The sequence below is a fragment of the Nitratireductor sp. WH36-1 genome (assembly GCF_058725515.1).
The window spans coordinates 651,946-674,419 of record NZ_JBZXDP010000002.1; the positions used below are offsets into that span (position 1 = coordinate 651,946).

Annotated in this window: 23 protein-coding genes; 15 read left to right on the top strand and 8 right to left on the bottom strand. The window is 62.0% G+C overall.

The annotated features are described in order from the left end of the window. Window positions 1-182: 182 nt before the first annotated feature. On the bottom strand, window positions 183-1,400 hold the full coding sequence (locus AC4PTT_RS22195; RefSeq protein ID WP_113157003.1) for a GTP-binding protein: 1,218 nt from the start codon (window positions 1,398-1,400) through the stop codon (window positions 183-185). A 417-nt stretch (window positions 1,401-1,817) separates the two neighbouring features. Next, the gene (locus tag AC4PTT_RS22200; RefSeq protein ID WP_492162758.1) at window positions 1,818-2,567 is read right to left on the bottom strand and encodes an SDR family oxidoreductase; all 750 of its coding nucleotides are present in this window, start codon (window positions 2,565-2,567) and stop codon (window positions 1,818-1,820) included. Between the two features lie 240 nt (window positions 2,568-2,807). Between AC4PTT_RS22200 and AC4PTT_RS22205 the strand changes: the two genes are divergently transcribed. The 4 genes from AC4PTT_RS22205 (at window position 2,808) to AC4PTT_RS22220 (ending at window position 7,022) form a co-directional block, all read left to right on the top strand. Continuing rightward, window positions 2,808-3,932 carry an extracellular solute-binding protein gene (locus tag AC4PTT_RS22205; protein ID WP_113157001.1) on the top strand — a complete coding sequence of 375 codons (1,125 nt, stop codon included), beginning with the start codon at window positions 2,808-2,810 and terminating at the stop codon, window positions 3,930-3,932. Between the two features lie 154 nt (window positions 3,933-4,086). Continuing rightward, window positions 4,087-5,151: an ABC transporter ATP-binding protein gene (locus AC4PTT_RS22210; protein WP_113157000.1), complete on the top strand. Its 1,065-nt coding sequence runs from the start codon at window positions 4,087-4,089 to the stop codon at window positions 5,149-5,151. Beyond that, window positions 5,144-6,025: an ABC transporter permease gene (locus AC4PTT_RS22215; protein ID WP_113156999.1), complete on the top strand. Its 882-nt coding sequence runs from the start codon at window positions 5,144-5,146 to the stop codon at window positions 6,023-6,025. The genes AC4PTT_RS22210 and AC4PTT_RS22215 overlap by 8 nt, the downstream gene beginning before the upstream one ends. Before the next feature lie 190 nt (window positions 6,026-6,215). Beyond that, complete coding sequence (locus tag AC4PTT_RS22220; protein ID WP_113156998.1) at window positions 6,216-7,022, top strand: ABC transporter permease; 807 nt, start codon at window positions 6,216-6,218, stop codon at window positions 7,020-7,022. A gap of 59 nt (window positions 7,023-7,081) precedes the next feature. On the opposite strand, the gene AC4PTT_RS22225 is transcribed toward AC4PTT_RS22220, so the two are convergent. Next, entirely contained in the window at window positions 7,082-7,513 is a 432-nt protein-coding gene (locus tag AC4PTT_RS22225; RefSeq protein ID WP_113156997.1) for an Lrp/AsnC family transcriptional regulator, read from the bottom strand. Between the two features lie 123 nt (window positions 7,514-7,636). Here AC4PTT_RS22225 and AC4PTT_RS22230 point away from each other — a divergent pair, with 123 nt between their 5' ends. Both AC4PTT_RS22230 and AC4PTT_RS22235 read left to right on the top strand, forming a co-directional pair. After that, on the top strand, window positions 7,637-8,740 hold the full coding sequence (locus tag AC4PTT_RS22230) for a saccharopine dehydrogenase family protein (RefSeq protein WP_113156996.1): 1,104 nt from the start codon (window positions 7,637-7,639) through the stop codon (window positions 8,738-8,740). A gap of 99 nt (window positions 8,741-8,839) precedes the next feature. Beyond that, window positions 8,840-9,763 (top strand): DMT family transporter, encoded by a 924-nt coding sequence (locus tag AC4PTT_RS22235; RefSeq protein WP_492162759.1) that lies wholly within the window; start codon window positions 8,840-8,842, stop codon window positions 9,761-9,763. Here the strand turns inward: AC4PTT_RS22235 and AC4PTT_RS22240 are convergent. Beyond that, complete coding sequence (locus AC4PTT_RS22240; RefSeq protein ID WP_113156994.1) at window positions 9,739-10,053, bottom strand: ArsR/SmtB family transcription factor; 315 nt, start codon at window positions 10,051-10,053, stop codon at window positions 9,739-9,741. The genes AC4PTT_RS22235 and AC4PTT_RS22240 overlap by 25 nt on opposite strands. A 181-nt stretch (window positions 10,054-10,234) precedes the next feature. On the opposite strand from AC4PTT_RS22240, the gene AC4PTT_RS22245 reads away from it, so the two are divergent. From AC4PTT_RS22245 to AC4PTT_RS22255, 3 genes are read left to right on the top strand one after another with little or no spacing between them, the layout of a single operon-like run. After that, window positions 10,235-10,435 (top strand): YgaP family membrane protein, encoded by a 201-nt coding sequence (locus tag AC4PTT_RS22245; RefSeq protein ID WP_113156993.1) that lies wholly within the window; start codon window positions 10,235-10,237, stop codon window positions 10,433-10,435. Between the two features lie 19 nt (window positions 10,436-10,454). Continuing rightward, window positions 10,455-11,417, top strand: a complete 963-nt coding sequence (locus tag AC4PTT_RS22250) for an efflux RND transporter periplasmic adaptor subunit (RefSeq protein ID WP_492162760.1) — start codon at window positions 10,455-10,457, stop codon at window positions 11,415-11,417. Then, a complete protein-coding gene (locus AC4PTT_RS22255; protein ID WP_492162761.1) occupies window positions 11,414-14,623 on the top strand; it encodes an efflux RND transporter permease subunit in 3,210 nt (1,069 codons plus the stop codon). The genes AC4PTT_RS22250 and AC4PTT_RS22255 overlap by 4 nt, the downstream gene beginning before the upstream one ends. Before the next feature lie 141 nt (window positions 14,624-14,764). Here the strand turns inward: AC4PTT_RS22255 and AC4PTT_RS22260 are convergent, their stop codons facing one another. Together AC4PTT_RS22260 and AC4PTT_RS22265 are read right to left on the bottom strand one after the other, a co-directional pair. Continuing rightward, window positions 14,765-15,607, bottom strand: coding sequence for a universal stress protein (locus tag AC4PTT_RS22260; protein ID WP_206546411.1), 843 nt, complete (start codon window positions 15,605-15,607; stop codon window positions 14,765-14,767). Window positions 15,608-15,631: 24 nt separating this feature from the next. Then, entirely contained in the window at window positions 15,632-15,964 is a 333-nt protein-coding gene (locus AC4PTT_RS22265) for a c-type cytochrome (RefSeq protein ID WP_113156989.1), read from the bottom strand. A 157-nt stretch (window positions 15,965-16,121) separates the two neighbouring features. Here AC4PTT_RS22265 and AC4PTT_RS22270 point away from each other — a divergent pair, with 157 nt between their 5' ends. The 3 genes from AC4PTT_RS22270 to AC4PTT_RS22280 all read left to right on the top strand — a co-directional run bounded on the left by AC4PTT_RS22270 (window position 16,122) and on the right by AC4PTT_RS22280 (window position 17,548). Further along, the gene (locus tag AC4PTT_RS22270) at window positions 16,122-16,508 is read left to right on the top strand and encodes a hypothetical protein (RefSeq protein ID WP_206546410.1); all 387 of its coding nucleotides are present in this window, start codon (window positions 16,122-16,124) and stop codon (window positions 16,506-16,508) included. A gap of 7 nt (window positions 16,509-16,515) precedes the next feature. After that, window positions 16,516-17,100, top strand: a complete 585-nt coding sequence (locus tag AC4PTT_RS22275; RefSeq protein WP_420507533.1) for an NAD(P)H-dependent oxidoreductase — start codon at window positions 16,516-16,518, stop codon at window positions 17,098-17,100. Window positions 17,101-17,212: 112 nt separating this feature from the next. Next, window positions 17,213-17,548, top strand: a complete 336-nt coding sequence (locus AC4PTT_RS22280; protein WP_206548986.1) for a YegP family protein — start codon at window positions 17,213-17,215, stop codon at window positions 17,546-17,548. Between the two features lie 116 nt (window positions 17,549-17,664). Here the strand turns inward: AC4PTT_RS22280 and AC4PTT_RS22285 are convergent, their stop codons facing one another. Further along, window positions 17,665-18,594: a mechanosensitive ion channel family protein gene (locus tag AC4PTT_RS22285; protein ID WP_206546407.1), complete on the bottom strand. Its 930-nt coding sequence runs from the start codon at window positions 18,592-18,594 to the stop codon at window positions 17,665-17,667. Between the two features lie 682 nt (window positions 18,595-19,276). On the opposite strand from AC4PTT_RS22285, the gene AC4PTT_RS22290 reads away from it, so the two are divergent. The 3 genes from AC4PTT_RS22290 (at window position 19,277) to AC4PTT_RS22300 (ending at window position 21,725) form a co-directional block, all read left to right on the top strand. Next, entirely contained in the window at window positions 19,277-20,269 is a 993-nt protein-coding gene (locus AC4PTT_RS22290) for a helix-turn-helix transcriptional regulator (protein ID WP_492162762.1), read from the top strand. A 98-nt stretch (window positions 20,270-20,367) separates the two neighbouring features. Then, window positions 20,368-21,153 carry an SH3 domain-containing protein gene (locus tag AC4PTT_RS22295; protein ID WP_162742445.1) on the top strand — a complete coding sequence of 262 codons (786 nt, stop codon included), beginning with the start codon at window positions 20,368-20,370 and terminating at the stop codon, window positions 21,151-21,153. A gap of 44 nt (window positions 21,154-21,197) precedes the next feature. Next, window positions 21,198-21,725 (top strand): hypothetical protein, encoded by a 528-nt coding sequence (locus tag AC4PTT_RS22300; RefSeq protein ID WP_475080090.1) that lies wholly within the window; start codon window positions 21,198-21,200, stop codon window positions 21,723-21,725. A gap of 52 nt (window positions 21,726-21,777) precedes the next feature. On the opposite strand, the gene AC4PTT_RS22305 is transcribed toward AC4PTT_RS22300, so the two are convergent. Continuing rightward, the gene (locus AC4PTT_RS22305; RefSeq protein ID WP_206548989.1) at window positions 21,778-22,473 is read right to left on the bottom strand and encodes a GntR family transcriptional regulator; all 696 of its coding nucleotides are present in this window, start codon (window positions 22,471-22,473) and stop codon (window positions 21,778-21,780) included. Window position 22,474: the final 1 nt, after the last annotated feature.

A 22,474-nucleotide genomic window follows, 5' to 3' on the forward strand; every position in this document is an offset into this window, starting at 1 on the left:
CTTCGACAAACTCAGGAGGCTCAGGATGAGGGCTGTGTGGTGCGCCAAATGCTTTCATGCTTCTGCGGGGTCTCTGGCTGTAAGTTATAGCTACTGAGCCCCTGCATCAGTCTCAGCTTTTGCCTGCCTTCTCCGTCATCCTGAGCCTGTCGAAGGGCGAGGGAGAAGGCAACCACCTCCCCTCAGGCTGCCTGCGCGCGCTGCCATCGCGGGAAAGGGTCCGCCAGCGCACGGTGCTGCGCTGGCTCGAAGTCGGTTTCACTGCCCACCAGCGCATCGTCCAGCGCTGCGGTGATGCGTTCGCGGTTCATGCCTGTGCCGATGAAGACCAGCTCCTGACGCCGGTCTCCGTAGGGTTCGCTCCAGTAGCGGTCCATGAAGGCTTTCGCTTCCGGGTGGTTTGGCCAGCGTTCGCGCGGTACGGCCGCCCACCAGGTGCCAAGCGGCTTCACGCTGGATAAAGCGCCGGCGAGGCTGAATTCGGCAACCCAGTCGGGCCGGGTTGCGATCCAGAAATGACCCTTGGCGCGGATGACGCCGGGCAGCGGGGCATTCAGCACCGCATGCACTTTCTGCGGATGAAAGGGACGCCGCGCGCGATAGACGAAGGAGGAAACGCCGTATTCCTCGGTCTCCGGCACGTGATCGGCGAAGCCATAAAGCTCCTTGGCCCAGAGCGGGTGCTGGTGAGCCGTCTCGAAATCGAAAAGGCCTGTATCGAAGATGCGGGCGGGCGCGACGCGGGAATGGTCTGTCTCGATGATCTGCGCATCGGGATTGAGCGCGGTGACGATCTTGCGCGCTGCATCAAGGCGCTCCGGGCCGGCGTCGCTGACCTTGTTCAGGATCACGATATCGGCAAACTCGATCTGGTCGACCAGCAGGTCCACAAGCGTGCGCTCGTCCCCCTCGCCCGCGACTTCGCCCCGGTCGCGCAGGAAATCATGGCTGGCGTAGTCTTCGAGCAGGTTCAGCGTGTCGACCACTGTGACCATCGTGTCGAGCCGCGCGACATCGGAAAGGCTGTGGCCCTGCTCGTCGCGAAACTCGAAGGTAGCGGCCACAGGCAATGGCTCGGAAACGCCGGTGGATTCGATCAGCAGGTAATCGAACCGCCCCTCCGCCGCCAGACGCCGCACCTCTTTCAGAAGATCGTCGCGCAGCGTGCAGCAGATGCAGCCATTCGTCATCTCCACCAGCTTTTCGTCTGTCTGCGACAGGTTCGCCCCACCCTCGCGCACGAGGTCGGCGTCGATGTTCACTTCCGACATGTCGTTGACGATCACCGCGACGCGCCGTCCTGCCCGGTTGTTGAGCACATTGTTCAAGAGCGTCGTCTTGCCCGCCCCCAGAAACCCGGAAAGCACGGTGACGGGCAGGCGTTTGTCCTGGTTCGGCATGTTTGGTTCCTTTGCTGCAATATGGTATGTAATATCATAACGAATACGAAGCGCAAGACGTGCCTTGGGGCCTTGGGGCCTAGGGGCCTGGAGGTGTGGAGGTGTGGAGGTGTGGAGGTGTGGAGGTGTGGAGGTGTGGAGGTGTGGAGGTTCGCTCCTGCCCTGGGTGATGGCAAGCGGTTTCTGTGGTTCGTGCCAGCCTGGAGGTGGAGACCGAAGGCATGCTCCGAAGCCGGATTCAATGCTGCCGATCATCGTTTCCCGGAGTTGCATGGCTCCAGCCGGCAATGCAGCGTTCTCCGGAAGATGGACACCGGGTCGGAAAATGCCGGGGCGCACACTTTGGCGCGACCCGGTTTTTGCAGAAATTCGATATCACCAAACAAGGGCGGAGAGGATCAACCACCCGCCCTGAAATCAGATGGTCACGCCGCCATCCACGAGAACGGCCTGACCGCTGACGAAGCGGCTTTCGTCCGACAGGAGCAACACGACCAGCGGTGTGATGTCGTCGACCGTCGCAAGCCGCCCCATGGGCTGACGCGCGATAAAATCCTTCTCGGCCTGAACGGGATCCGGTGCGGCGGCGATGCGACCGCGCAGCGACGGCGTGTCGACCGTGCCGGGGCAGAGCGCATTGCAGCGCACGCCCTGCTTTACGAAATCGGCCGCAACGGACTTTGTGAGGCCGATCACCGCCGCCTTCGTGGCGCCGTAGACCGCGCGGTTGACGAAGCCTTTGATGGATGACGCCATCGACGCCATGTTGAGAACGGACACGCTGCCCGCCTCTTCGGCCCGATCCAGCATGCCGGGGAGAAACGCCTGCGTCATGCGAACCATGGAGGTCACATTGAGATCCATGCTGAACGCCCAGTCGTCCTCGGAGACATCGAGAATGCTGCCGTGATGGACGAAGCCGGCGCAATTGAAGAGGCCATCGAGCTGGCCGACCCTGCCGGCGAGCGCATCGATTGCGCTGCGGTCGCGTACATCCAGCCGGTGCGTTTCGATGGACGCGTTTTCAGCGGCAAGAGAGGCAAGCCCTTCCTCGTTGATATCGACGGCCACGACCGACGCCCCCTCTGCTGCGCAGGCCAGCGCGCTTGCCCGGCCGATGCCCTGAGCTGCTGCCGATACCAGAATCCGCTTCCCCTGAAGTCGCATGCAAAGTTCTCCCCTCACTGTCGGACAGCAGCCCGCTACAAACGTTTGCATACAAGCAGCCTTTTCGCGTGGAACAAATGGGCCAGAGAGGATAATTTGTGCGCTAAACACTGATGTCCACGCAGGATCATCAACATTGACGGTCCGTTAGACTGATTTTTGTTGCCGACCGGTCATCGCGCTGTAACATGGCGGGAATAACCGCTGCGATATCAACGCAGAAACAATGGGAGTGCTTTCATGACTTTGATCAAACGACGCAACTTCATCAAGGGCGCGGGCGCTGTGGCAGGACTGTCGCTGGCGGCGCCGCTCATCTCGCGCAGCTATGCGCAGGGCTCTTCCGGCGCGGTCAACATCTTCGCCTGGGCCGGTTACCTCAACGACGACATGATCGGCGCTTTCGAAAAGGCGACGGGCATCAAGGCCAATTACACCCCCTACGGCACCAATGACGAACTGCTGAACCAGCTTCGCGCCAACAATGGCGGCGGGTTCGACATCATCTGGCCGACGGTCGACCGCGTGCCCAACTATGTCGAGTTCGAGCTGGTGCAGCCGATCGACGAAAGCAAGGTCAACGTCGACAATTGCCTGCCGAGCGCCTGGAAGAATTCTGAAAATCTCGGCGCGGTCATCGACGGCAAGCGCTATCAGGTGCCCACCGACTGGGGCACGGAAGCAGTTTCCTTCGACAAGGACCAGGCTCCGCTCGAATACGGCACCGCCTCCTATGGCGACATCTGGAAGCCGGAAATGAAGGGCAAGGCCACCGTGCGCGGCCATTCGGGTCTTGTTGGTCTCGGCCTCTGGCTCGAAGCCGAAGGCAAGCTGCCCATGCCGATGGCGGACGCCTTCAAGTCCGAAGAGAACATGGTCAAGATCTATGACGTGATTCTTGAGGAAGCGATTGCCCGCAAGGCCAACATCGCGCAGTTCTGGTCCAACGAGAACGAAGCGCAGGGCGCATTCCGCATCAATGGCTGCACCATCGGCCAGACGTGGGATTCCACTGCAGCGGCTCTCGGCAAGGAAGGTCTTCCCGTCGGCTTCATCGCGCCGAAGGAAGGCGCGCTGGCGTGGATGGAAGGCGTTGCAATCCCGAAGGGTGCGGAAAACCTTGAGCAGGCCTATGCCTTCATCAACTGGTTCCTGACGCCGGAAGCCGGCGCCATGTACACCAATGCAACCTCGATCAACTCCACCGCCGTTGGCGCTGCCGACAAGACGACGGACGAGGCCAAGGCCTTCTTCGCCGCCGCTTATCCCGGCGACGCGCTGGACAAGCTGTGGTGGTGGCCGATCCAGGAAAGCTGGTTCGTCGCCAAGCGCAACGAATATCAGGACCGTTTCCTCTCGGCCTGAGGCACGATAAACAACGGACGATGGCGTTCGCCCCTCATCCGCCTGCCGGCACCTTCTCCCCGCGTACGGGGAGAAGGACGAAGCGGAGGGGCGAGCGCCGACATATTCAAAAGAACGCGGACCATAATACCGCGCGCACCAGAACCGGGGGACCATGTCACATTCCGTAGAGCTCGATCATGTCGGCGTTACTTTCGGGGCGACCCGTGCCGTCGACGACGTCTCCTTCACGGTCGAAGGCGGAGAGTTTTTCTCCATTCTCGGCCCCTCCGGCTGTGGCAAGACCACTCTTTTGCGGGTGATCGCCGGCTTTTTGAAGCCGACCGAAGGCCGCGTTCTGATCGGCGACAGGGACATGACCCCGCTGGGGCCCAATCAGCGCCCCACCGCGATGATCTTCCAGTCGCTCGCGCTCTTCCCGCTGATGCCAGTCTGGGAAAACATCGCCTTCGGGCTGGAGGCGCGTGGCATCGCAAAGGCCGAGCGGCGCAAAAAGGCCGACGAGCTTCTGAAACTGATCGCGCTTGAAGGCTATGGCGACCGCATGCCGGGCGAGCTTTCCGGCGGACAGCGCCAGCGCGTGGCCATTGCGCGCGCGCTCGCGGTCGAGCCGCAGGTGCTGCTTCTCGACGAGCCGCTTTCCGCGCTTGATCTCAAGTTGCGCCAGCACATGCGCGCCGAGCTGCGCGCGCTGCAGAAACGCACCGGCGTTACCTTCATCTACATCACGCATGATCAGTCCGAGGCGCTCGCCATGTCGGACCGCGTTGCGGTGATGAGCGCCGGCGTGGTGCAGCAGGTGGGCGCACCGCGCGAACTGTACGACAATCCGGCCACGCCTTTCGTCGCCACCTTCGTTGGCGAGACCAACGCCCTGCCCTGCACGGTGAAAGGCATCGAGAACGGCATCGCCACGGTGGAGAGCGCCCATGGCACGCTGAGCGGCCGCGCGGGCGACGGGCTTTCAGCGGGTGCGACAGCGAAGCTTTATGTGCGCCCCGAGGCGCTGAAGCCGAACGGTGGAACCAACCGGTTGGCCGCCACCATCGAGCGTATCGATTTCGAGGGCGCTTTTGCGCTCGCGCACGGCATGGCCGGGGACGGCATGCCGCTGGTTGCCTCCATCGCCAGCACGGAACTCGCAGCCGCACCTGCCATTGGCGAGAAATCCGGTTTCGGCTTTGAGAGCGCAAACGCCGTGGTGCTGCCCGATGTCTGACCTCTACAGACGTTTTGGCGGGGGGCTTGGCACGCTGTTTCTGGCGCTGGTCGGCGCGTGGCTCGCCGGCATGGTGCTCGCGCCCAATGTGATGATGATCGACTACGCGCTGCGGCCCAACCTGCCGCCATCGCAGCTCGGCGGGCCGAATGATGTCTATTCGCTCGACAACATTCTCTACCTCGCGAATGAGGGCGTTCACCGCGCGATCTTCTTCAAGACCGTGTGGGCGAGCGCGCTTGTCGCTTTCATCACCTTTCTGGTGTGTTATCCGATGGCTTTCTGGCTTGCCCAGAACGCGACGGTGAACCAGACGGCCATTGTGCTTCTCGCGCTGACCATTCCGTTCTGGATCAACGAGGTGTTGCGTACGCTTGCCTGGTATATCCTGCTTGCGTTTCGCGGTCCGCTGAACGCCTTTCTTCTGTCGCTCGGCATCATTGATGAACCGGTGCGCTGGTATGGCGATGGCGGCGTGCTGGCCGGCATGACCTACGCCTACATCCTGTTCATGCTGTTTCCGATCTACAACGCGATTGAGTCTCTCGACAAGTCGCAGATCGAGGCAGCGCGCGATCTTGGCGCATCCACCTGGCGCATTCATTGGCGGGTGGTCATCCCGCATGCCAAGGCGGGCATCGCCACGGGCTGTGTCTTCACCTTCATGCTCGCCGCCGGCAGCTATGTCGCGCCAGCCCTTCTCGGCGCGCCCGGCAGCCGCTGGTTCACCGAGATCATCTACAACTGGTTCTTCGAAGGCGGTGACTGGAACCGGGGCGCCGCCTATGCGCTGGTTCTTCTGGTGCTGTGCCTGGCAGTGGTGCTGATCACGCTGCGCATCGCCCGCGTGAGCCTGACGGAGGTGGCGAAATGAGTCTGGCGTTCATTCGTCCATGCAGGCGCTGCCCCTCATCCGCCCTTCGGGCACCTTCTCCCGGCGCACGGGGAGAAGGAAATGCGCCGAGATATCCGCAGCCTTTCCTCGCCCCGTTTACGGGGAGAGTATGCCGGCAGGCAGGTGAGGGGCAGCGCCAGCCTCTCTGGACAGCGCCGGAGGTTCGCGCATGAGTGCCGCCGACCGCATCGCCCGGGCCATGTTCGGCTTCTATATGGTGGCGTTCTTTCTCTACCTGTTCGCACCGCTTGCGATCATGGGCATCGCCACATTCAACACCAGCCGCTTCCCGACCGTGACGCCGTGGCGCGGCACGACGCTTCAATGGTTCGATGCGCTGTGGAGCGACAGCGGCATGTGGCAGTCGCTGTGGACCTCCTTCATCGTCGCCTTCTTCGTTGTGATCACCGTTCTGCCCATCGGCACGGCGGCAGCGCTTGTTCTAACGAGCCTGCATGCGCGCGCCCGCAGCTTCATGTATGCGGTCATGGTGTCGCCGCTGCTCACGCCCGGCGTGGTCATCGGCATCGCCACACTGGTTCTGTGGCGGCAGCTCGGCGTCGGCGGCGGCGTGTTTCTGATCGTGGTGGCGCAGGCGAGCTTCATCATCTGCTATGTCATGCTGATGATCACGGCGCGGCTCCAGCGCTTCGACCCGACACAGGAAGAAGCGGCCCTTGGCCTCGGCGCATCGAAATTCATGGTGTTCCGCCGCGTGCTCCTGCCCTTCCTGAAACCCGCGCTCATCGCAGCCGGTTTCCTGGCGATCCTGCAATCCATCGAGAACTACAACACGACGCTGTTCGTGCGCGGTTTCGATACGCCGCTGACGGTCTACATCGCCACCAAGGTGCGCACGGGCCTGACGCCCGCCGTGAATGCGCTGGCGTTGATCATGATCGCGATCACGGTGCTTGGAGCCATCGCCTATGAGATTGCCCGCCGCCGCAGCGCTGCGCGGATGGCGGCGGATTAGAGCAATTCCGGACGAAAAACCGGGGCCTACTTTTTCCGGAATTGCTCTAGCCCAGCGATCTAACGATCGATCCGCGTCGACAGGATGATGGAGCTCATTGTCCGGTCGACGCCCTTCAGTGCGCCAATCGTGTCGATCACCGCATCAAGCTCGGCCACCGAGGGCGCTTCGACGACGATGATCATGTCGAACGAGCCGCTGACGGAATGGACCGCGCGCACGGCCGGCATCTTCTCCATGGCTGCGATGACATCGCCGGAGAGCTTTGGCGAAACCGTTACCAGAAGATGCGCGCGGATCTGCGCGGCGTCATATTCGCCTGAGAGCCGCACCGCATAGCCGGCGATTGTGCCGCTGCGCTCCAGCCGCTCGAGCCGGCTTTGCGCGGTGGAGCGCGAGACCCCGAGCCGTCGTGCGATTTCCGACACCGACATGCGGGCATTCTCCCGCAGGAGAGCGATCACCGCACGATCCGCTTGCGATACCGTCATATTGTCCAATCTTATCGTCAATATGTTTAAAATGATAAGTCAAATTACCCGATTTATCTCTTCGATTCAACGCAGATCGGGGTGACACTTGGTGCACATTCTACAGAATCGAAAGGGAACGGAATGAAGGAAATCGTCGTCACCGGAGCCGGGCGCATCGGCGCTGCCATTGCTGACATGCTGGTCGCCTCGGGCGATTATTCGGTCACCGTTGCCGACCGTTCGGCCGAACAGCTCGCGGCCCTGCCCGAGCACCCGCAGATTGCGGGTGTCGAGGTCGACCTTTCCGACACGAAGGCGCTGGCTGCCGTTCTGAAGGGCAAGTTCGCCCTGCTCAACGCCGCGCCCTACAATCTGACCGTTCCCATTGCCGAGGCCGCAGCCGAAGCCGGTGTGCATTACCTCGACCTTACCGAGGATGTGAAAAGCACGCGTCGCGTGAAGGAGATCGCGGCGACCGCCGACACGGCCTTCATTCCCCAGTGCGGTCTCGCGCCGGGCTTCATCACCATCGCCGCCAATTCGCTCGCCAAGCGCTTTGACGAGCTGCACGATGTTCGGATGCGCGTCGGCGCGCTGCCGCAGTTTCCGGCCAATGCGCTCAACTACAATCTCACCTGGTCGCCGGAAGGCGTGATCAACGAGTATTGCGAATCCTGCGAGGCCATTGTCGATGGCGAAATGAAGGAAGTCGCGCCGCTTGAAGGGCTGGAAGAGTTCTCGCTCGATGGCGTGCGCTACGAAGCGTTCAATACCTCCGGTGGCCTGGGCTCCATCTGCGAGTCGCTCAAGGGACGTGTGCGCAATCTCAACTACCGCACGATCCGCTATCCCGGCCATGCCTCGATCATGAAGATGCTGCTGAACGATCTGCGCCTGATCGAGCGCCGCGATCTGTTGAAGGAGATCTTCGAGCACGCACTGCCGACCACCATGCAGGACGTGGTGGTGATCTTCGTGACGATCACGGGCCTGAAGAATGGCCGTCTGGTGCAGGAGAGCTACGCCAACTCCGTGTTCGCCGATCCGGCAGGGCCGCATGCGCGCAGCGCCATCCAGAAGACGACCGCAGCCGGCATCTGCACCGTGCTTGACCTGCTCGCCAATGGCAAACTTCCCGCAAAAGGCTTCGTGCAGCAGGAAGACATCGCGCTGGAAGACTTTTTGGCAAACCGCTTCGGCCGCACCTATCAGCCGGACAGCGGCCCGCAGGCAAAAGCGGCCTGATCGGGCATTTTTCGGCCAGCGGCGAAATAGGTCGCTGGCCGTACCGTTTCGGCCTCATGTGACATTGCGCGGGTCAGAACCCCTCCATAATCTCGCGCGATGACAAACGACCGGCCGCTAGTCGGCATCCTCCTGATGATCGGTTTCTGCGCGGTCGCCCCTCTGGGCGACTCGATTGCGAAACTGTTGGGCGAGACCATTCCGCTGTTCGAGCTTCTGGTCGTGCGTTTCGCCGCGCAGGTGGTCTTTCTTCTGCCTATCGTCTGGTGGAGCGGCATACGGCTCGCACTGCCCGCATATGTGATGCGGCTGACAGTGCTGCGCACGGCGCTGCACATCACCGGCATCGGCGCGATGTTCATGTCGCTGCGGTATCTGCCGTTGGCCGACGCCGTGGCAATCGCCTTCGTCATGCCGTTCATCATGCTCGCTTTCGGAAAGTTCTTTCTTGGCGAAGCGATTGGCCCAAGGCGTCTTGCAGCCTGCACGGTCGGCTTCATCGGCACGCTTCTGGTCGTGCAGCCGAACCTCGTGACCGTGGGCGCGCCGGCATTGCTGCCGCTGGTCGTCGCCTTTGCCTTTTCAGGCTACATGCTGGTAACGCGGAAGATCTCGCGCGTGGCCGACCCGATTGCGCTTCAGGTGGTGAGCGGCATTTACGCCGTCATCGGTTTTGCGGCGGTCGCGTTCATAAATCTCGGCTTCGACCTGCCGCAGCTGCGCATGGTGCAGCCAGACCTGCGGGAGACGCTGCTCCTGATCGCATCGGGCTTTTTCGGAACGTTCGGGCACCTGCTCATGACCTGGTCGCTGCGCTTTGCGCCATCGGCCACCGTGGCGCCGATCCAGTATCTGGAGATCCCCTTCGCCACCGTGATCGGCTGGCTGATCTTCCGCGACCTGCCCAACGGGCTCGCCGCTCTCGGCATCGCCATCACCATTGGCGCGGGGCTCTACATCGTTTTCCGCGAGCGGGCCCTTGCAAGGGATATGCAGACTCAGCCCTTGCCGGACGCGCAATAGATTCCGTAGAGAGTCTGGAGCACCTGCTCCACTTCCTGTGCGGCAAGGCTGTAATAGATTTGCTGGCCGTCTCGCCGCGTCTCCACCAGCCCCAGCGCCCGTAACTTGCCGAGCTGCTGGGATAAGGCCGACTGGGACATGCCAACCGCTTCCGCCAGCGCATTCACGCTCGCTTCGCCATCGAGCAGGTGGCAAAGGATCATGAGCCGGTTCTGGTTGGCCATGGCCTTGAGGAGGTCCGAGGCTTGCCGCGCCTTGCTTTCAAAGGCGGCGATGTCGTTTTCGTTCATCTGAATACATGAATTTATGAGCATCTCAGATGTCGGGTGCGCGGGCAGTCATGTCAAGCGCTCTCGCGGGCTGCTGCACAATCCGATCCATATCGTTGCGGGAAAGTTCAAATCATCGGGTCTTGCATTTCACTCGTATATTAATATATGAAGACATCATAATATTCAAGGAGGCATAGCCATGACACTCGATCGCGCAGTTCTCGCCTTTGCTGGCATCATGATACTTCTCTCCGTGGTTCTGACCATGTGGGTCTCGCCGCTGTTCATCTGGTTCACGGTCTTTATCGGCCTGAACATGCTACAGTCGGCTTTCACGGGCTTCTGCCCGGCAGCGTTCCTGTTCCGCAAGCTGGGCGTGAAGTCCGGCACCGCGTTTTAATCACCACAGTGAGGCTCCGATGCGCGCCATACTTCTTCTCGCCGGGTTTCTTTCAGCAGGCCCGGCACTCGCCGAAAACATCACCCTGACGCCAACTGCGATAACCGAGTGGAAGCCGGTCTATGGCCGCGTGGAAGCCCGGGATACGGTGCCGGCGCGTGCGCGCATCGGTGGCATCGTTGTCGAACTGAATGTCAGCGAGGGCGACAATGTCACTTCGGGGCAGCAGATCGGCACGATCCGTGACGACAAGATCGCATTCCAGATCGCCGCTCTCGACGCGCAGCTGCGCGCGCTGGAGGCGCAGATGGAAACGGCTGAATCTGAACTCGCCCGCGGCCAGACACTGGTGGAACGCGGCGTTGTTACCACCCAGCGGCTCGACCAGCTGCGCACGCAGGTGGACGTGATCCGCAACCAGATCGCCGCCACCGAAGCACAGCGTTCGGTGATCGAACAGCAGGGTGCCGAGGGCGCAATCTTTGCGCCACTCGATGGCCGGATCCTTACGGTTCCCGTCACAAGGGGCGCCGTGGTTCTGCCCGGTGAACCGATCGCCACGATTGGCGGCGGTGGGTTCTTCCTGCGTCTTGCAATCCCCGAACGGCACGCAGCTGCGCTCGAAGAAGATGCAGCCATTCACATCACCAGCCAGGGGCAGGAAGTGGAAGGCCGTCTCGCCAAGATCTATCCGCAGATCGAGAATGGCCGCGTCATCGCCGATGTGGAGGTGGAAAGCCTCGACACTGCCTTTGTCGATGCGCGTGTGCTCGTGCGTGTGCCGGTGGGCGAGCGCGAAGCGCTCCTCGTTCCCACCGCTGCCGTCACCACGCGCTCGGGCATCGATTTCGTCACCGTTGAAGCAGGCGGGGCAACCATCGAACGCACGGTGGTTCCGGGCGAAACCGTTACCCGCGACGATGGCGACTTTGTTGAAATCCTGAGCGGCCTCGCGGCCGGAGACACGGTCATCGCGCCATGAACCAAGCACCAGAAAAGCTGGGTATTGCCGGTGTGCTGACGCGCACCTTCATCAATTCGCCCCTCACACCCCTCTTCCTGATCGCGGCTTTCGCCTTCGGTCTCGTGGCGCTCGCCACCCTGCCGCGCGAGGAAGAGCCCCAGATCTCCGTTCCCATGGTGGACATCCACGTCCAGGCCAACGGGCTGAAGGCGGAAGACGCCGTCAAGCTCGTGACCGAGCCACTGGAAACTATCGTCAAGGGCATTGACGGTGTCGAGCACGTTTATTCGCAGACCGGCGACGACCGCACCATGGTCACTGTGCGTTTCGTTGTCGGCACCTCGTCCGACGCCGCAGTGCTGCGCGTGCACGACAAGGTGCGGGCCAATATGGACCGCATTCCCGTCGGCATTCCCGAACCGCTGATCGTTGGACGCGGGATCGATGATGTCGCCATCGTCTCGCTCACCCTGTCTCCGAAGCCCGAGGCCGCCGACAGCACCACGGCGACTGATCTGACCCGGATCGCCCGCGAGCTGCGCACCGAGATCGCCAAGATCGAGGATGTCGGTCTGACCTATCTGGTTGGCGAAACCGGCGAGGTGATCCGCATCGCGCCCGATCCGCGCCGCCTGGCGCTCAACGGGATCACGCTGCAGCAGCTGGCCGGCAAGGTGTCGGGCGCAAACCGCGCCTTCCCCGTCGGGCAGGTGCGCGATGCGGGTGAGCAGATCACCGTTGTTGCGGGCGAAACGCTGCGCACGCCGGCCGAAATCGGTAATCTGCTGCTGACCGCGCGTGACGGACGCCCCGTCTATGTGCGTGATGTGGCCGATGTGAGCTTCACGACGGACGCCAGCGAAGCGCTGGTCTCGACCGTGACCCGCAGCGAGGATGGCGCAATCGAACGCGTTCCGTCCGTCACGCTGGCAGTCGCCAAGCGCGCCGGTGCAAACGCTGTGACCGTTGCGCATCAGATTCTGGAGCGTGTGGAGCTGCTCGAAGGCAATGTCATTCCCGACAGTGTCTCGGTGGAGATCACCCGCGACTATGGCGAAACGGCCAATGAAAAGGCCAATGAGCTGCTGTTCCACCTGGCTCTTGCGACGATTTCGATCATCGCGCTCGTGTGGGTTGCCATTGGCTGGCGGGAAGCGATCGTGGTGGCCATCGTCATTCCGGTCACCATCCTGCTCACCCTGTTTGCCGCCCGCGTGATGGGATACACGCTGAACCGCGTCTCGCTGTTTGCGCTGATCTTCTCCATTGGCATTCTGGTGGATGATGCCATCGTGGTGATCGAGAATATCGCACGCCACTGGGGCATGGGTGACGGGCGCGACCGCCGCCGTGCGGCCATCGAGGCCGTGGCGGAAGTGGGCAACCCGACCATCGTCGCCACGTTGACCGTGGTGGCCGCCCTTCTGCCGATGCTGTTCGTGTCCGGCATGATGGGGCCCTATATGAGCCCGATCCCGGCCAACGCCTCGGCTGCGATGATCTTCTCCTTCTTCGTCGCCGTCATGGTCACGCCGTGGCTGATGATGAAGACCGCCGGCAAGGCCCCGATCGCTGCGCATGGCGGTGACGGTCATCACCAGGGCGGTTCGCTCGGGCGCATCTATAGCTGGGCTGCCCGGCCGATCCTTAAGACCAAGGGGCGGAGCTGGTTCTTCCTCATCGCCGTCGGTCTCGTGACGCTTGGCTCGCTCGGTCTGTTCTACACCAAGGACGTGACCGTGAAGCTGCTGCCGTTCGACAACAAGTCGGAACTGGCCGTGTTGATCGACCTGCCCGAGGGCTCCTCCGTGGAAGCCACGGATGCGGTCGCCCAGGCGGTTGCGCGAAACGTGCTCGAACTGCCCGAGGTTCGCTCGGTGCAGACCCATGCGGGCTCGGCCGCTCCGTTCAACTTCAACGGGCTGGTGCGTCACTACTTCCTGCGTGCAGCCCCTGAACAGGGCGACGTGGCGCTGAACCTGACCGGCAAGGGCGAGCGCGACCGCGCCAGCCATGACATCGCGCTCGACATTCGCGAGCGTCTTGCCACACTGCCGGTGCCCGAGGGCACGAGCCTGAAGGTCGTTGAGCCGCCGCCCGGCCCGCCGGTCATGGCGACGCTGCTGGCCGAGATTTATGGTCCCGACGCCGAAACGCGCCGCCAGGTGGCGGAGCGGGTAGAGGCTGCGTTCCGCTCCGTTCCCTTCGTGGTGGACGTGGACAACTCCTTCGGCGATCCTGCCCGGCGTCTGCGCGCCACGGTCTCGACCGACGATGCGGAATTCTACCGTGTCGAGGAAAGCGACGTGTTCGACACGCTGGCCATCCTCAATGGCGGCCAGACCGTTGGCTATTCGCATCGCGGCGAAGGCCGTCAGCCGATCCCGATCCGTGTTGAGCGGCCCAGAGGCGAGAAGACGCTGGACGAGGATTTCCTGACGACGCCGATCCCCGCCAATGTGCTGCCGGGCAGCCGCGGCGTGGTGGAACTGGGCGATGTCGTTCAGATTTCCGAGGAGCGCGCCTCCTATCCGGTGTTCCGCCACAATGGCCGTGCGGCCGAGATGGTGACGGCGGAACTGGCCGGCGATTTCGAGGCTCCGCTTTATGGCATGATGGCCGTGCAGGAGGCGCTGGATGCGCAGGACTGGACGGGGCTCGAAAAGCCGGCCATCAGCCTGAACGGCCAGCCTTCGGACGAAAGCACCCCCACGCTTCTGTGGGATGGCGAGTGGGAAGTGACCTGGGTCACCTTCCGTGACATGGGTGCTGCCTTCATGGTTGCCCTGCTCGGCATCTACATTCTGGTGGTCGCGCAGTTCGGCTCGTTCAAGGTGCCGCTGGTAATCCTGACGCCGATCCCGCTGACCTTCATCGGCATTCTCGGCGGCCACTGGCTGTTTGGCGCGCCCTTCTCGGCCACGTCGATGATCGGTTTCATCGCGCTTGCCGGCATCATCGTCCGCAACTCGATCCTGCTGGTGGACTTCATCCGCCATGCGGCGTCGCCCGAGCGGCCGCTGACCGAGGTGCTGATCGAAGCTGGCGCGATCCGCTTCAAGCCGATCCTGCTCACCGCCTTTGCGGCGATGATCGGTGCGGCGGTTATCCTTGCGGACCCGATCTTTCAGGGTCTGGCGATCTCGCTCCTGTTCGGTCTGGCGTCTTCGACGTTGCTGACCGTGCTGGTTATCCCCGCGATCTACCGCGTGCTGCGCACCTGATCGCGGAGAAAGCCCTCGCCTTCCCCCTCATGCGGGCGCACAAGTGCCCGGCAGGGGGAAGGCGCTTCTCCCCTCTCCCTGACGCATTGTTTTTACGAAATTCCGGACGGAAAACCGGTTCCCGCTTTTCCTGGAATTTCTTTAGTGCGCTAACAGAAGCGGTGCGGGCGCGCTTTGGAGCATGGTGCGGGTGACACCGCCGAGGACAGCCTCGCGGAAGCGGGAATGAACGAAAGCGCCCATCACCATCAGCTCCACCTGCTCTGCCGAGAGAAACGCATTCAGCCGCGCCGTGACATCGCCATCAATGGCGGTGAGTGTTTCAATCTGCGGGTCATTGACCCCGTGGCGGACGAGATAGGCGGCAAGGTCGGCCCCCGGCGCCATGCGCGAGAGATCCTTCTCTCCGGTCACCGAAACGATGAACACCTGCTCTGCTTCCTGCAGGAAGGACAGCGCATCGTCCACCGCACGCGCCGCACGGGCGCTGCCGTCCCAGGCAACCGCAACACGCTTCGGCGCTGGATTGCCACCCGCCTGCGGCACCAGAAGCGCAGGCCGGCCGCTGTCGAACAGCACATCCTCGACCACATCGCTTTTCATATCCGAGCCTTCGCCCGGCGCGTCGAGCACGCACAGATCGTTGACCCTTGCGAGGCGCGCAAGGCGTGCGCTGCGTGGCTCAAGCCGCGAAAGCGACTGCTCGGTCACGCATTCCACGCCGGCCCCTGCGGCAAGCCGCGCCGCAGCCTTCGCGGTTTCGCGCGTCGTGGCTTCCAGTGCGTCCAGCTCTTTCTTGACGATGCTGGCCAGGCCGCCGCCGGTGCGCGAGATCGGCAGGTAGATGGATGGCGGCAGTGCGCATACCGTGAGACAGGAACCATGATGGGCGGCAAGCGCCACCGCATAATCGAGCGCCGGCGTGGAGGTGAACCCCTCGCTGGCCTCAAGGCCGACAAGAATGCATTTCGGTTTATCGGCCATGGTTCTTCTCCTTCTGAAAAAGCGCTACTGGAGCGTGGCGAGGTAAGTCAGGATCGCGTCGATCTGGTCAGGCTCGGCGATGAAGACCGGCATGTCGGGATGGCCCACGACAATGCCTTCTGCAAACGCCTCTTCCAGCGCCTCCAGCGGATAGCGCTGCGAGAGCTCGCGGAAGGGCGGCGCCTCCGGATGCGTGCTCTCATCGGTCGCGCCGACGGCATGGCAACTGGAGCAGTTCGTCTCGATCAGCTCCCGGCCATAGGCCACGAGTTCATCAGCTTCGTCTGCCATCGCCTGAGCGCAGGCTGCTGCGAAGAGCGCCGCGAAGACGCCCGTGCGGAGCGTGAAGTTCTGCATTTCCAGCCTTTCGGATCATAATTGATTCAAGAACTATCAGCTTTAGCATAGCAAACTTTGATGCGGGTCAAGGAACAGCGGCAAACAATGACTTGATCTTTGTCAAAGCGCCTTCAGAATCGGCTTTCTAGGGTGGTGAAGAACGAAAGGATCCAGCATGACCACAGTTTCTGACCTCTCTCCGAAATTTCGCCATGTCCGGCTCGAACTCGCCCGCGAAAAAGGGCACCCGATGGGTGAGCATGACGAGGGCTACGATCTGCTCGTACCGCTGGACACGGAGGGCCGCCTCGACCCCGTGGAGTGGAAGAAGCACCAGATGCAGTGCCGCGTGCGCCGTTTTGAACCGGACGCGCAGGACAAGATCGGGCGGTTGCGCCGCAAGCCCGGCGGCCAGTGGTATTTCGACTATGAGGAAGGCGAGCGCGATGACGAGATCGGCTTCCGCCTCGGGGAGGAACGCTTCCGGCAGGGCGAATATGTTTCCATCTCCCGTGAAGGCCAGATGCACACCTTTCAGGTAAAGCTGGTCGAACGGCTTTAGCGGCCCGATGACCCGGCGCATCGCCATCGTGCTGGGGCATCCCGACCCCAGCCCCGACCGGCTCTGCCGCGCCTTCGCTGCCGCCTATGCGGAAGGGGCGCAGGGGGCCGGGCATGTGGTCGACATCATCGATCTGGCGGCGCTGGACTTCCCGCTTTTGAAGTCACAGCAGGATTTTCTGCACGGAGCCCTGCCAGACGCGCTGAAGCCGGCGCAGGAGGCCGTGACCGCCGCCGAACATGTGGTGTTCATCTACCCGCTGTGGCTCGGCACCATGCCGGCGCTCCTGAAGGGCTTTCTCGAACAGCTCCTGCGTCCGGGCGTTGCCTTTGCCTACAAGGAGAAGGGGTTTCCCGAAACGCTGCTCAAGGGCAAGTCGGCGCGGGTTATCGTCACCATGGGCATGCCGGCGCTGATCTACCGGCTCTGGTTCTTCTCGCACAGCCTGCGCAGCCTTCGCCGCCACGTGCTGAAATTCGTCGGTTTTTCGCCTGTGCGCGAAACCCTGTTCGGCGCAGTGGAAGAAGCGAGTGAAGAAAAGCGCAAAAGCTGGATCGAAGAGGTCCGCGTGCTGGGCAAGAGTGCTCTCTAGTTGTGAAATCCACACCGCCCGGGGTGACAGACCCGGCATAACAAAGCATCTTGCGCATATGGATTCACGGATCCAGACGTGACGACGCATCATCATCAGGAGGGCATCCGCAATGGCGGGAAAGTTCGAACTCTACAAGGACAAGGCGGGTGAATTCAGGTTTCGCCTGAAAGCCGGCAATGGCGAGATCATTCTGGCCAGTGAAGGCTACAAGCAGAAGTCGAGCGCGGAGAACGGCATCGAGTCCGTTCGCACCAATTCTCCCAAGGACGAGCGCTACGAGCGCAAGGATACTTCTTCGGGCAAGCCCATGTTCAACCTGAAGGCCTCCAATGGCCAGGTGATCGGCACGAGCGAATCCTACAGCAGCGAAAGCGCGCGCGAGAACGGCATCCAGTCCGTGAAGAACAACGCCCCGGACGCCAAGCTGGAAGATCTGTCGGCCTAGAGCAATTCCAGGAAAAGTGGGAACCGGTTTTCCGACCGGAATTGCGTTAAAAACAATGAGTAGGGCGTTTTCGCAATTCAACGAAAAGCGGAAACGCTCCAAGCCCGGCTTTCCCTTTAGTGCTCCATGACCTTGCGTGGAGTGGAGGTCGCCTCCGCTCCACCATTTAGAATGCGTATCCCCGGCACGGGCAGCGGCAGGCCTGAATTGCGCAGGGCCGCATCGATCTCGGCGAAGATCGCATCCCGGCAGTCGATGTCATCGGCGAAGCTGGGCACCCAGAACCGCACATTATAGCGAATGCCTTCCGGATCATATGACGCGACCCGAACGTCCGGCGCCGGCGTCTGAACGATGATCGGTGAACGGCTGGCGGCCTCGGCCAGAAGCTTGCGCGCATCGCTGACGGCAAAGGCGTGAGACAGCACCACTTCCACCTGCGTCCGGTATTTCCGGTTCGGAGCGCTGTAGTTGGTGAGCTTCTGCCGTGCGATCTGGCTGTTGGGCAGGATCACATAGGTGTCGTTGCGGGTGAACAGGCGCGTGGTGCGCCAGCCGATCTCGATCACCCGCCCGCGCGTCTGGTCGTCGATGGAAACCCAGTCGCCTATGCGATATGGCGCTTCGATGCCCACCGCGATGCCGGCGAAGACATCCGCCAGCGTGCTGCGCAGCGCGAAGCCCAGAATTGCGATGATAAGCCCGGAACCGGCCAGCGCGCCGCTCCAGCTCTGTCCGATCACCAGCATCACCGTCGCCAGCGTCGCGGCCAGGAACAGGGCAGCCGAGATCAGCTCCGGCAGAAGCTTTGGCACCTGACGGCGCTTTCGCCCGGCCCGCTCCAGCGCCATGGCGACAAGACGCCCGCCCAGCCACGCCGCCGAAAAATAGGCGACAGCGCCTGTCAGCACGCGAATGGGTTTGGGCGGGATGCCCAGTTCCAGCCACTCCATGACCGGCTGGTGCAGCATATAGGCGGCAATGGCGAGCCCGGTGCAAAGCAGCGGCCAGAGTATGCGCAGGAAGGTTTTGCGGATCGCACTCATATCAGGCTCACCTCCAGGTCGACATGGCGGAAGCCGCGACCGGGGCGCTCGCGCGGGCGCGCAGGCAGTTTGACCGGCTGATCGTCCGGGCGAATGGGGCTCAGGCAGTGAAGGCACCGCGAAGCGGCGCGCGGAGACAGGCTTCCGCAATGCGCGCAAACCAGAGGCTGAATTTTTCTCGACATTTGTGATCTCTTCCAGGCACTTGGATCGCCGTGCATCCATTCGGACGCACCAAAGACGGTCCAGAGTTTCGATGGAGCATCGGAGGAAACCGAAAACCGGCTTCCACTTTTTGGATCGATGCTCTGGCTGGCACCCGGGACGGAAGAGAACTTATGCTTATCTCAACGACACACCGCCCCGGGAGAAACATGAGTTTCCCGGGCGCACCTGATCGTCGCGTTTTTCAGATTCATAAGCATGGTTTTGATTTAATTATAAAAATTTGGTTTTCAAGCTCAGAATCCAATAATAATCAGAAACCATCGCTCAAATGAGACATTCGCTTATGAATGGAGCCATTTGTTTGGTTTTTATTGGCATTTCCCGCCTGATTAATTTCCATGAATTGTGGTTGATTGACAAATTTCTTGAATCTGTAATTTTCTATTGCCCTTACGTAAGGAAAATGCAGATTCACTTCATTCATTTCACTCGCTGAAAACCACGCTTCACTGGTATGAACGACCGGCTTGCCTCCACTTCCGATTTCCTGCTCGAACTCTATTCGGACGCGGCCGACTGCCATCCCGAGGCATTTCGGCTTCGTACGCTGGAGCGGCTCACAAAGCTGATCGATTTCGATTTTGCGGTCTGGGGCGGCGGAGCGGCTGAAAGCCGCGACGTGACGGATCTGGTTACCTATGAGCAGTCGCCCGAGATACTCTATGATTGGTCTCAGGTGGCCGATCAGGATGCCTTCTGCGACATCACGCTGGGGCAATTGGGAAAAGCCGCCCGTTTCGACGATATCCGGAATTATCGGGACAGCATCGCCTATAATGATCACTGGCGGCGCTTTGGAGCGCGGCAGATGATGGCGACGATCTCGGCCGAGCCTCTGGATGGCTATGTCAGCTTTGTGGGCCTCTGTTCCGAAGCCAGAACAAACGTCTTCTGCGACGCCTCCCGGATGATGAAGAACGTGATCGTGCCGCATCTCTCGGCAGCGCTTCGCATCAACCGGCAATCCTCGCTCATGCGTCACGGCCGCGAGAGCGAAGCCATCGGCCTTGTGGATCGGGGCGGCTGGATTCTGGTGGGCCTCGACCGGTTTTCGGAGCTGGCGCGCGAGGAAGGGGCGCTTTCCAACCGTTTGCCGCATGGGATGTGGGAGGGGCTTGTGCAGACCGGCGCCTGGCAGGGCACGGCGCTTCTTGCCAGCGCCGAGCGCCGGGGTGCGCATTTTCTCGTGCGGCTCACACCACTTGGCGCATTTGCGCGCCTGACCCCTCGCGAAATGGAGATCGTGCGTTCCTACGTGACCGGGCTGACTTTTCGGGAAATCGCGACGGAGCTGGCCATCGCCCCTTCCACGGTGCGCAACCACATCGCCAACATTTTTGAAAAACTGCACGTCGCCAGCCGGACAGAGCTGGTGCAACTGCACCTGGCGACCTTTGGCCAGTTCACCGCTCCGGACACACCGAAAGCCCCGGGCGCAAGACCGTAGTGCATCTGCACTATTTCCTTTTGTCTTTATCGCCGCTTCTTTCGCCCTGCCCGGCCGAAGCGCGCTGGCGGGCGAAAACGAAGCAAAGGCACGATGGAATGAGAAAACTGATCGCGGGGTTTCTGTTTGCGCTGACAGCAATGTCGGCCCCGGCTTCGGCTGAAATCGACGGGCATGGGCCGGATAGCTGGCGGGTGGTTGGCGTCTCCAGAAATGACGCGCTCAACGCACGTATGGGCCCGGGCACACGCTATCCGGTGATTGAGCGTTTCCGCAGCAATGAAGGCGGCCTGAAACAGGTCACATGCGTTCCATACATCCCGCCGGCACATTTTCAGCGCATGAGCGAAGCGCAGCGCCGGGCGTTGCCGCCGCGCTGGTGCCTGATGCAGGATCGCGCTCTGATCCGGGCGGGCTGGGTCAATGCGAACTATCTGCGGCCTGATTTTGGACAGCCAGCAAAACCACAAAAGCCGGCCAAACGCGTTTCCGTGGAGCCTGGCGGCGACCTGATCGCCAGATCGGAAGGGCTGGTGCGCGCGCTGTACGAACTGCGTTCGCTTGAGGATCAGGGTATTCGAACCGAGCTTTACACGCGCACGGGGGCCGGGCGGTTCTTCCAGAAAGCCATCGTGCAGCGCTTCATATCCGGCGCTGCGGGGGCCGACCCCATTTATGGCGCTCAGGATTTCGACGGCGCATGCGAAGAGCCGCGTCGCCATCCCACGCAGCCCATGTATCGCGGCATGATCACCGTCATTGTGGACTGTGTGAATTTCGGGCGGGCGCAGCGCACCGAATACGCCCTGCGTATTGATCCCGATCAGCCGGACGGTACACCGCGCATTTTCCGCATCAGCCACAAGGACTGGGATTTCCCGTGATTCCGGTCCCCTCACCTTTCCCTGAACAACCCAGGAGCACTTACATGAAGCCCACTCTGCGCCTTCTCTTGCTGGCAGGTTCGCTCGTTACATTCCCCGCCATGGCGCTGGAAGGCGAAAGGATCGGCAGCGTGACGGCAACGATCGATGGAACCGGATATACGGGCGAGACACTGGCGTTCCCCTCCGAAGGCTCGGCCATGGCGACCTTCGTGCCTGTTGGCCCCTCCGTGACTGTCTCGGTTCAGGCAATGGACCCGCAAGCAGAGTCACGCCTCAACAACATGCTGGTGATCGACTTTACGGCGCTGGGAACGGACGCCACGGCGCAGATGATCACCGGCAGCATCAGCTGGTGGCCGGAAGGGATGGACAGCCCCTTCTATATCAGTGACGAAAATGCGGGGCATGCCGGCATCACGCTCGACAGTCTCAGCCTTGATGGCGAAGCGCGTGTGACAGGGAGTTTCGACACATCCATCTGCCGCAAGGACGGGCCGTTTTCCGAAGCGGATACGAGCAAATGCGTGAAGGTGTCGGGCAGGTTCGACACGGCGCTCCATGCGCAATAGCAGTGCTCCGCGCGTGAGTGCCTGGAGCAATTCCGGAAAAAGCGGAAATGCTTTAGAAGCGGAAAAAGGAATCCTGCAGCGCCGAGTTGGAATATTCGACCGGCGTTCCATCTTTATCGACCACGACGCGCTGTACCCGAAGCAGCGGCGAGGCCTGTGGGATCGATAGCGCTTCGGCCTCTTCCGCCGAGGCCGTGAGCAGCGAAACATGTTCGCGGGCGAGGAATATCTCGCCTGCGAGCGCCGTGCGAAGCATGGTGTAGAGCGACGTGTCCGCGAGTTTGGCAACGTCCAGCCGCCGGGCCAGAGCCGCGGGCAGAAGCGAGGTCTGGTGAACCACTGGACGACCTTCCAGTAGGCGCACCCGGCGGATCTCGAACACCTCGCTTCCAAGCGGAAGGTTCAGCGCGTGGGCGGCTGACAGGCATGCCTGACGGCGCGCGGTGGAGACGAGCCGTGTGGAGGGGCGAAAGCCCGCTTCGCGCGCAGCGGTGGGGAAATCCACCAGCTTTTCGCTGCTGCGCCCGATGGCGCGTTCACGGTAGACCGTGCTGCGCCCCTGCCCTTTGGAAACGAAGCCCTCGCGCTGGAGAAGCTCCAGCGCCTGACGCACGGTGCGCCGTGAGACGGCATAGGCCGTGGCCAGCGCGTTTTCCGATGGCAGCGGATCACCATTGCGCCACAGGCCACCCGTCAGCTCGCTGATGAGCCGGTTGGCGAGACGCTGATAGGCGTGGTCCGCACCCATG

Excerpts from the sequence above, each read along its gene's own strand:
- AC4PTT_RS22195 (WP_113157003.1), bottom strand. The coding sequence starts at position 1,400 with ATGCCGAACCAGGACAAACGCCTGCCCGTCACCGTGCTTTCCGGGTTT.
- AC4PTT_RS22200 (WP_492162758.1), bottom strand. The coding sequence starts at position 2,567 with ATGCGACTTCAGGGGAAGCGGATTCTGGTATCGGCAGCAGCTCAGGGC.
- AC4PTT_RS22205 (WP_113157001.1), top strand. The coding sequence starts at position 2,808 with ATGACTTTGATCAAACGACGCAACTTCATCAAGGGCGCGGGCGCTGTG.
- AC4PTT_RS22210 (WP_113157000.1), top strand. The coding sequence starts at position 4,087 with ATGTCACATTCCGTAGAGCTCGATCATGTCGGCGTTACTTTCGGGGCG.
- AC4PTT_RS22215 (WP_113156999.1), top strand. The coding sequence starts at position 5,144 with ATGTCTGACCTCTACAGACGTTTTGGCGGGGGGCTTGGCACGCTGTTT.
- AC4PTT_RS22220 (WP_113156998.1), top strand. The coding sequence starts at position 6,216 with ATGAGTGCCGCCGACCGCATCGCCCGGGCCATGTTCGGCTTCTATATG.
- AC4PTT_RS22225 (WP_113156997.1), bottom strand. The coding sequence starts at position 7,513 with ATGACGGTATCGCAAGCGGATCGTGCGGTGATCGCTCTCCTGCGGGAG.
- AC4PTT_RS22230 (WP_113156996.1), top strand. The coding sequence starts at position 7,637 with ATGAAGGAAATCGTCGTCACCGGAGCCGGGCGCATCGGCGCTGCCATT.
- AC4PTT_RS22235 (WP_492162759.1), top strand. The coding sequence starts at position 8,840 with ATGACAAACGACCGGCCGCTAGTCGGCATCCTCCTGATGATCGGTTTC.
- AC4PTT_RS22240 (WP_113156994.1), bottom strand. The coding sequence starts at position 10,053 with ATGAACGAAAACGACATCGCCGCCTTTGAAAGCAAGGCGCGGCAAGCC.
- AC4PTT_RS22245 (WP_113156993.1), top strand. The coding sequence starts at position 10,235 with ATGACACTCGATCGCGCAGTTCTCGCCTTTGCTGGCATCATGATACTT.
- AC4PTT_RS22250 (WP_492162760.1), top strand. The coding sequence starts at position 10,455 with ATGCGCGCCATACTTCTTCTCGCCGGGTTTCTTTCAGCAGGCCCGGCA.
- AC4PTT_RS22255 (WP_492162761.1), top strand. The coding sequence starts at position 11,414 with ATGAACCAAGCACCAGAAAAGCTGGGTATTGCCGGTGTGCTGACGCGC.
- AC4PTT_RS22260 (WP_206546411.1), bottom strand. The coding sequence starts at position 15,607 with ATGGCCGATAAACCGAAATGCATTCTTGTCGGCCTTGAGGCCAGCGAG.
- AC4PTT_RS22265 (WP_113156989.1), bottom strand. The coding sequence starts at position 15,964 with ATGCAGAACTTCACGCTCCGCACGGGCGTCTTCGCGGCGCTCTTCGCA.
- AC4PTT_RS22270 (WP_206546410.1), top strand. The coding sequence starts at position 16,122 with ATGACCACAGTTTCTGACCTCTCTCCGAAATTTCGCCATGTCCGGCTC.
- AC4PTT_RS22275 (WP_420507533.1), top strand. The coding sequence starts at position 16,516 with ATGACCCGGCGCATCGCCATCGTGCTGGGGCATCCCGACCCCAGCCCC.
- AC4PTT_RS22280 (WP_206548986.1), top strand. The coding sequence starts at position 17,213 with ATGGCGGGAAAGTTCGAACTCTACAAGGACAAGGCGGGTGAATTCAGG.
- AC4PTT_RS22285 (WP_206546407.1), bottom strand. The coding sequence starts at position 18,594 with ATGAGTGCGATCCGCAAAACCTTCCTGCGCATACTCTGGCCGCTGCTT.
- AC4PTT_RS22290 (WP_492162762.1), top strand. The coding sequence starts at position 19,277 with ATGAACGACCGGCTTGCCTCCACTTCCGATTTCCTGCTCGAACTCTAT.
- AC4PTT_RS22295 (WP_162742445.1), top strand. The coding sequence starts at position 20,368 with ATGAGAAAACTGATCGCGGGGTTTCTGTTTGCGCTGACAGCAATGTCG.
- AC4PTT_RS22300 (WP_475080090.1), top strand. The coding sequence starts at position 21,198 with ATGAAGCCCACTCTGCGCCTTCTCTTGCTGGCAGGTTCGCTCGTTACA.
- AC4PTT_RS22305 (WP_206548989.1), bottom strand. The coding sequence starts at position 22,473 with ATGGGTGCGGACCACGCCTATCAGCGTCTCGCCAACCGGCTCATCAGC.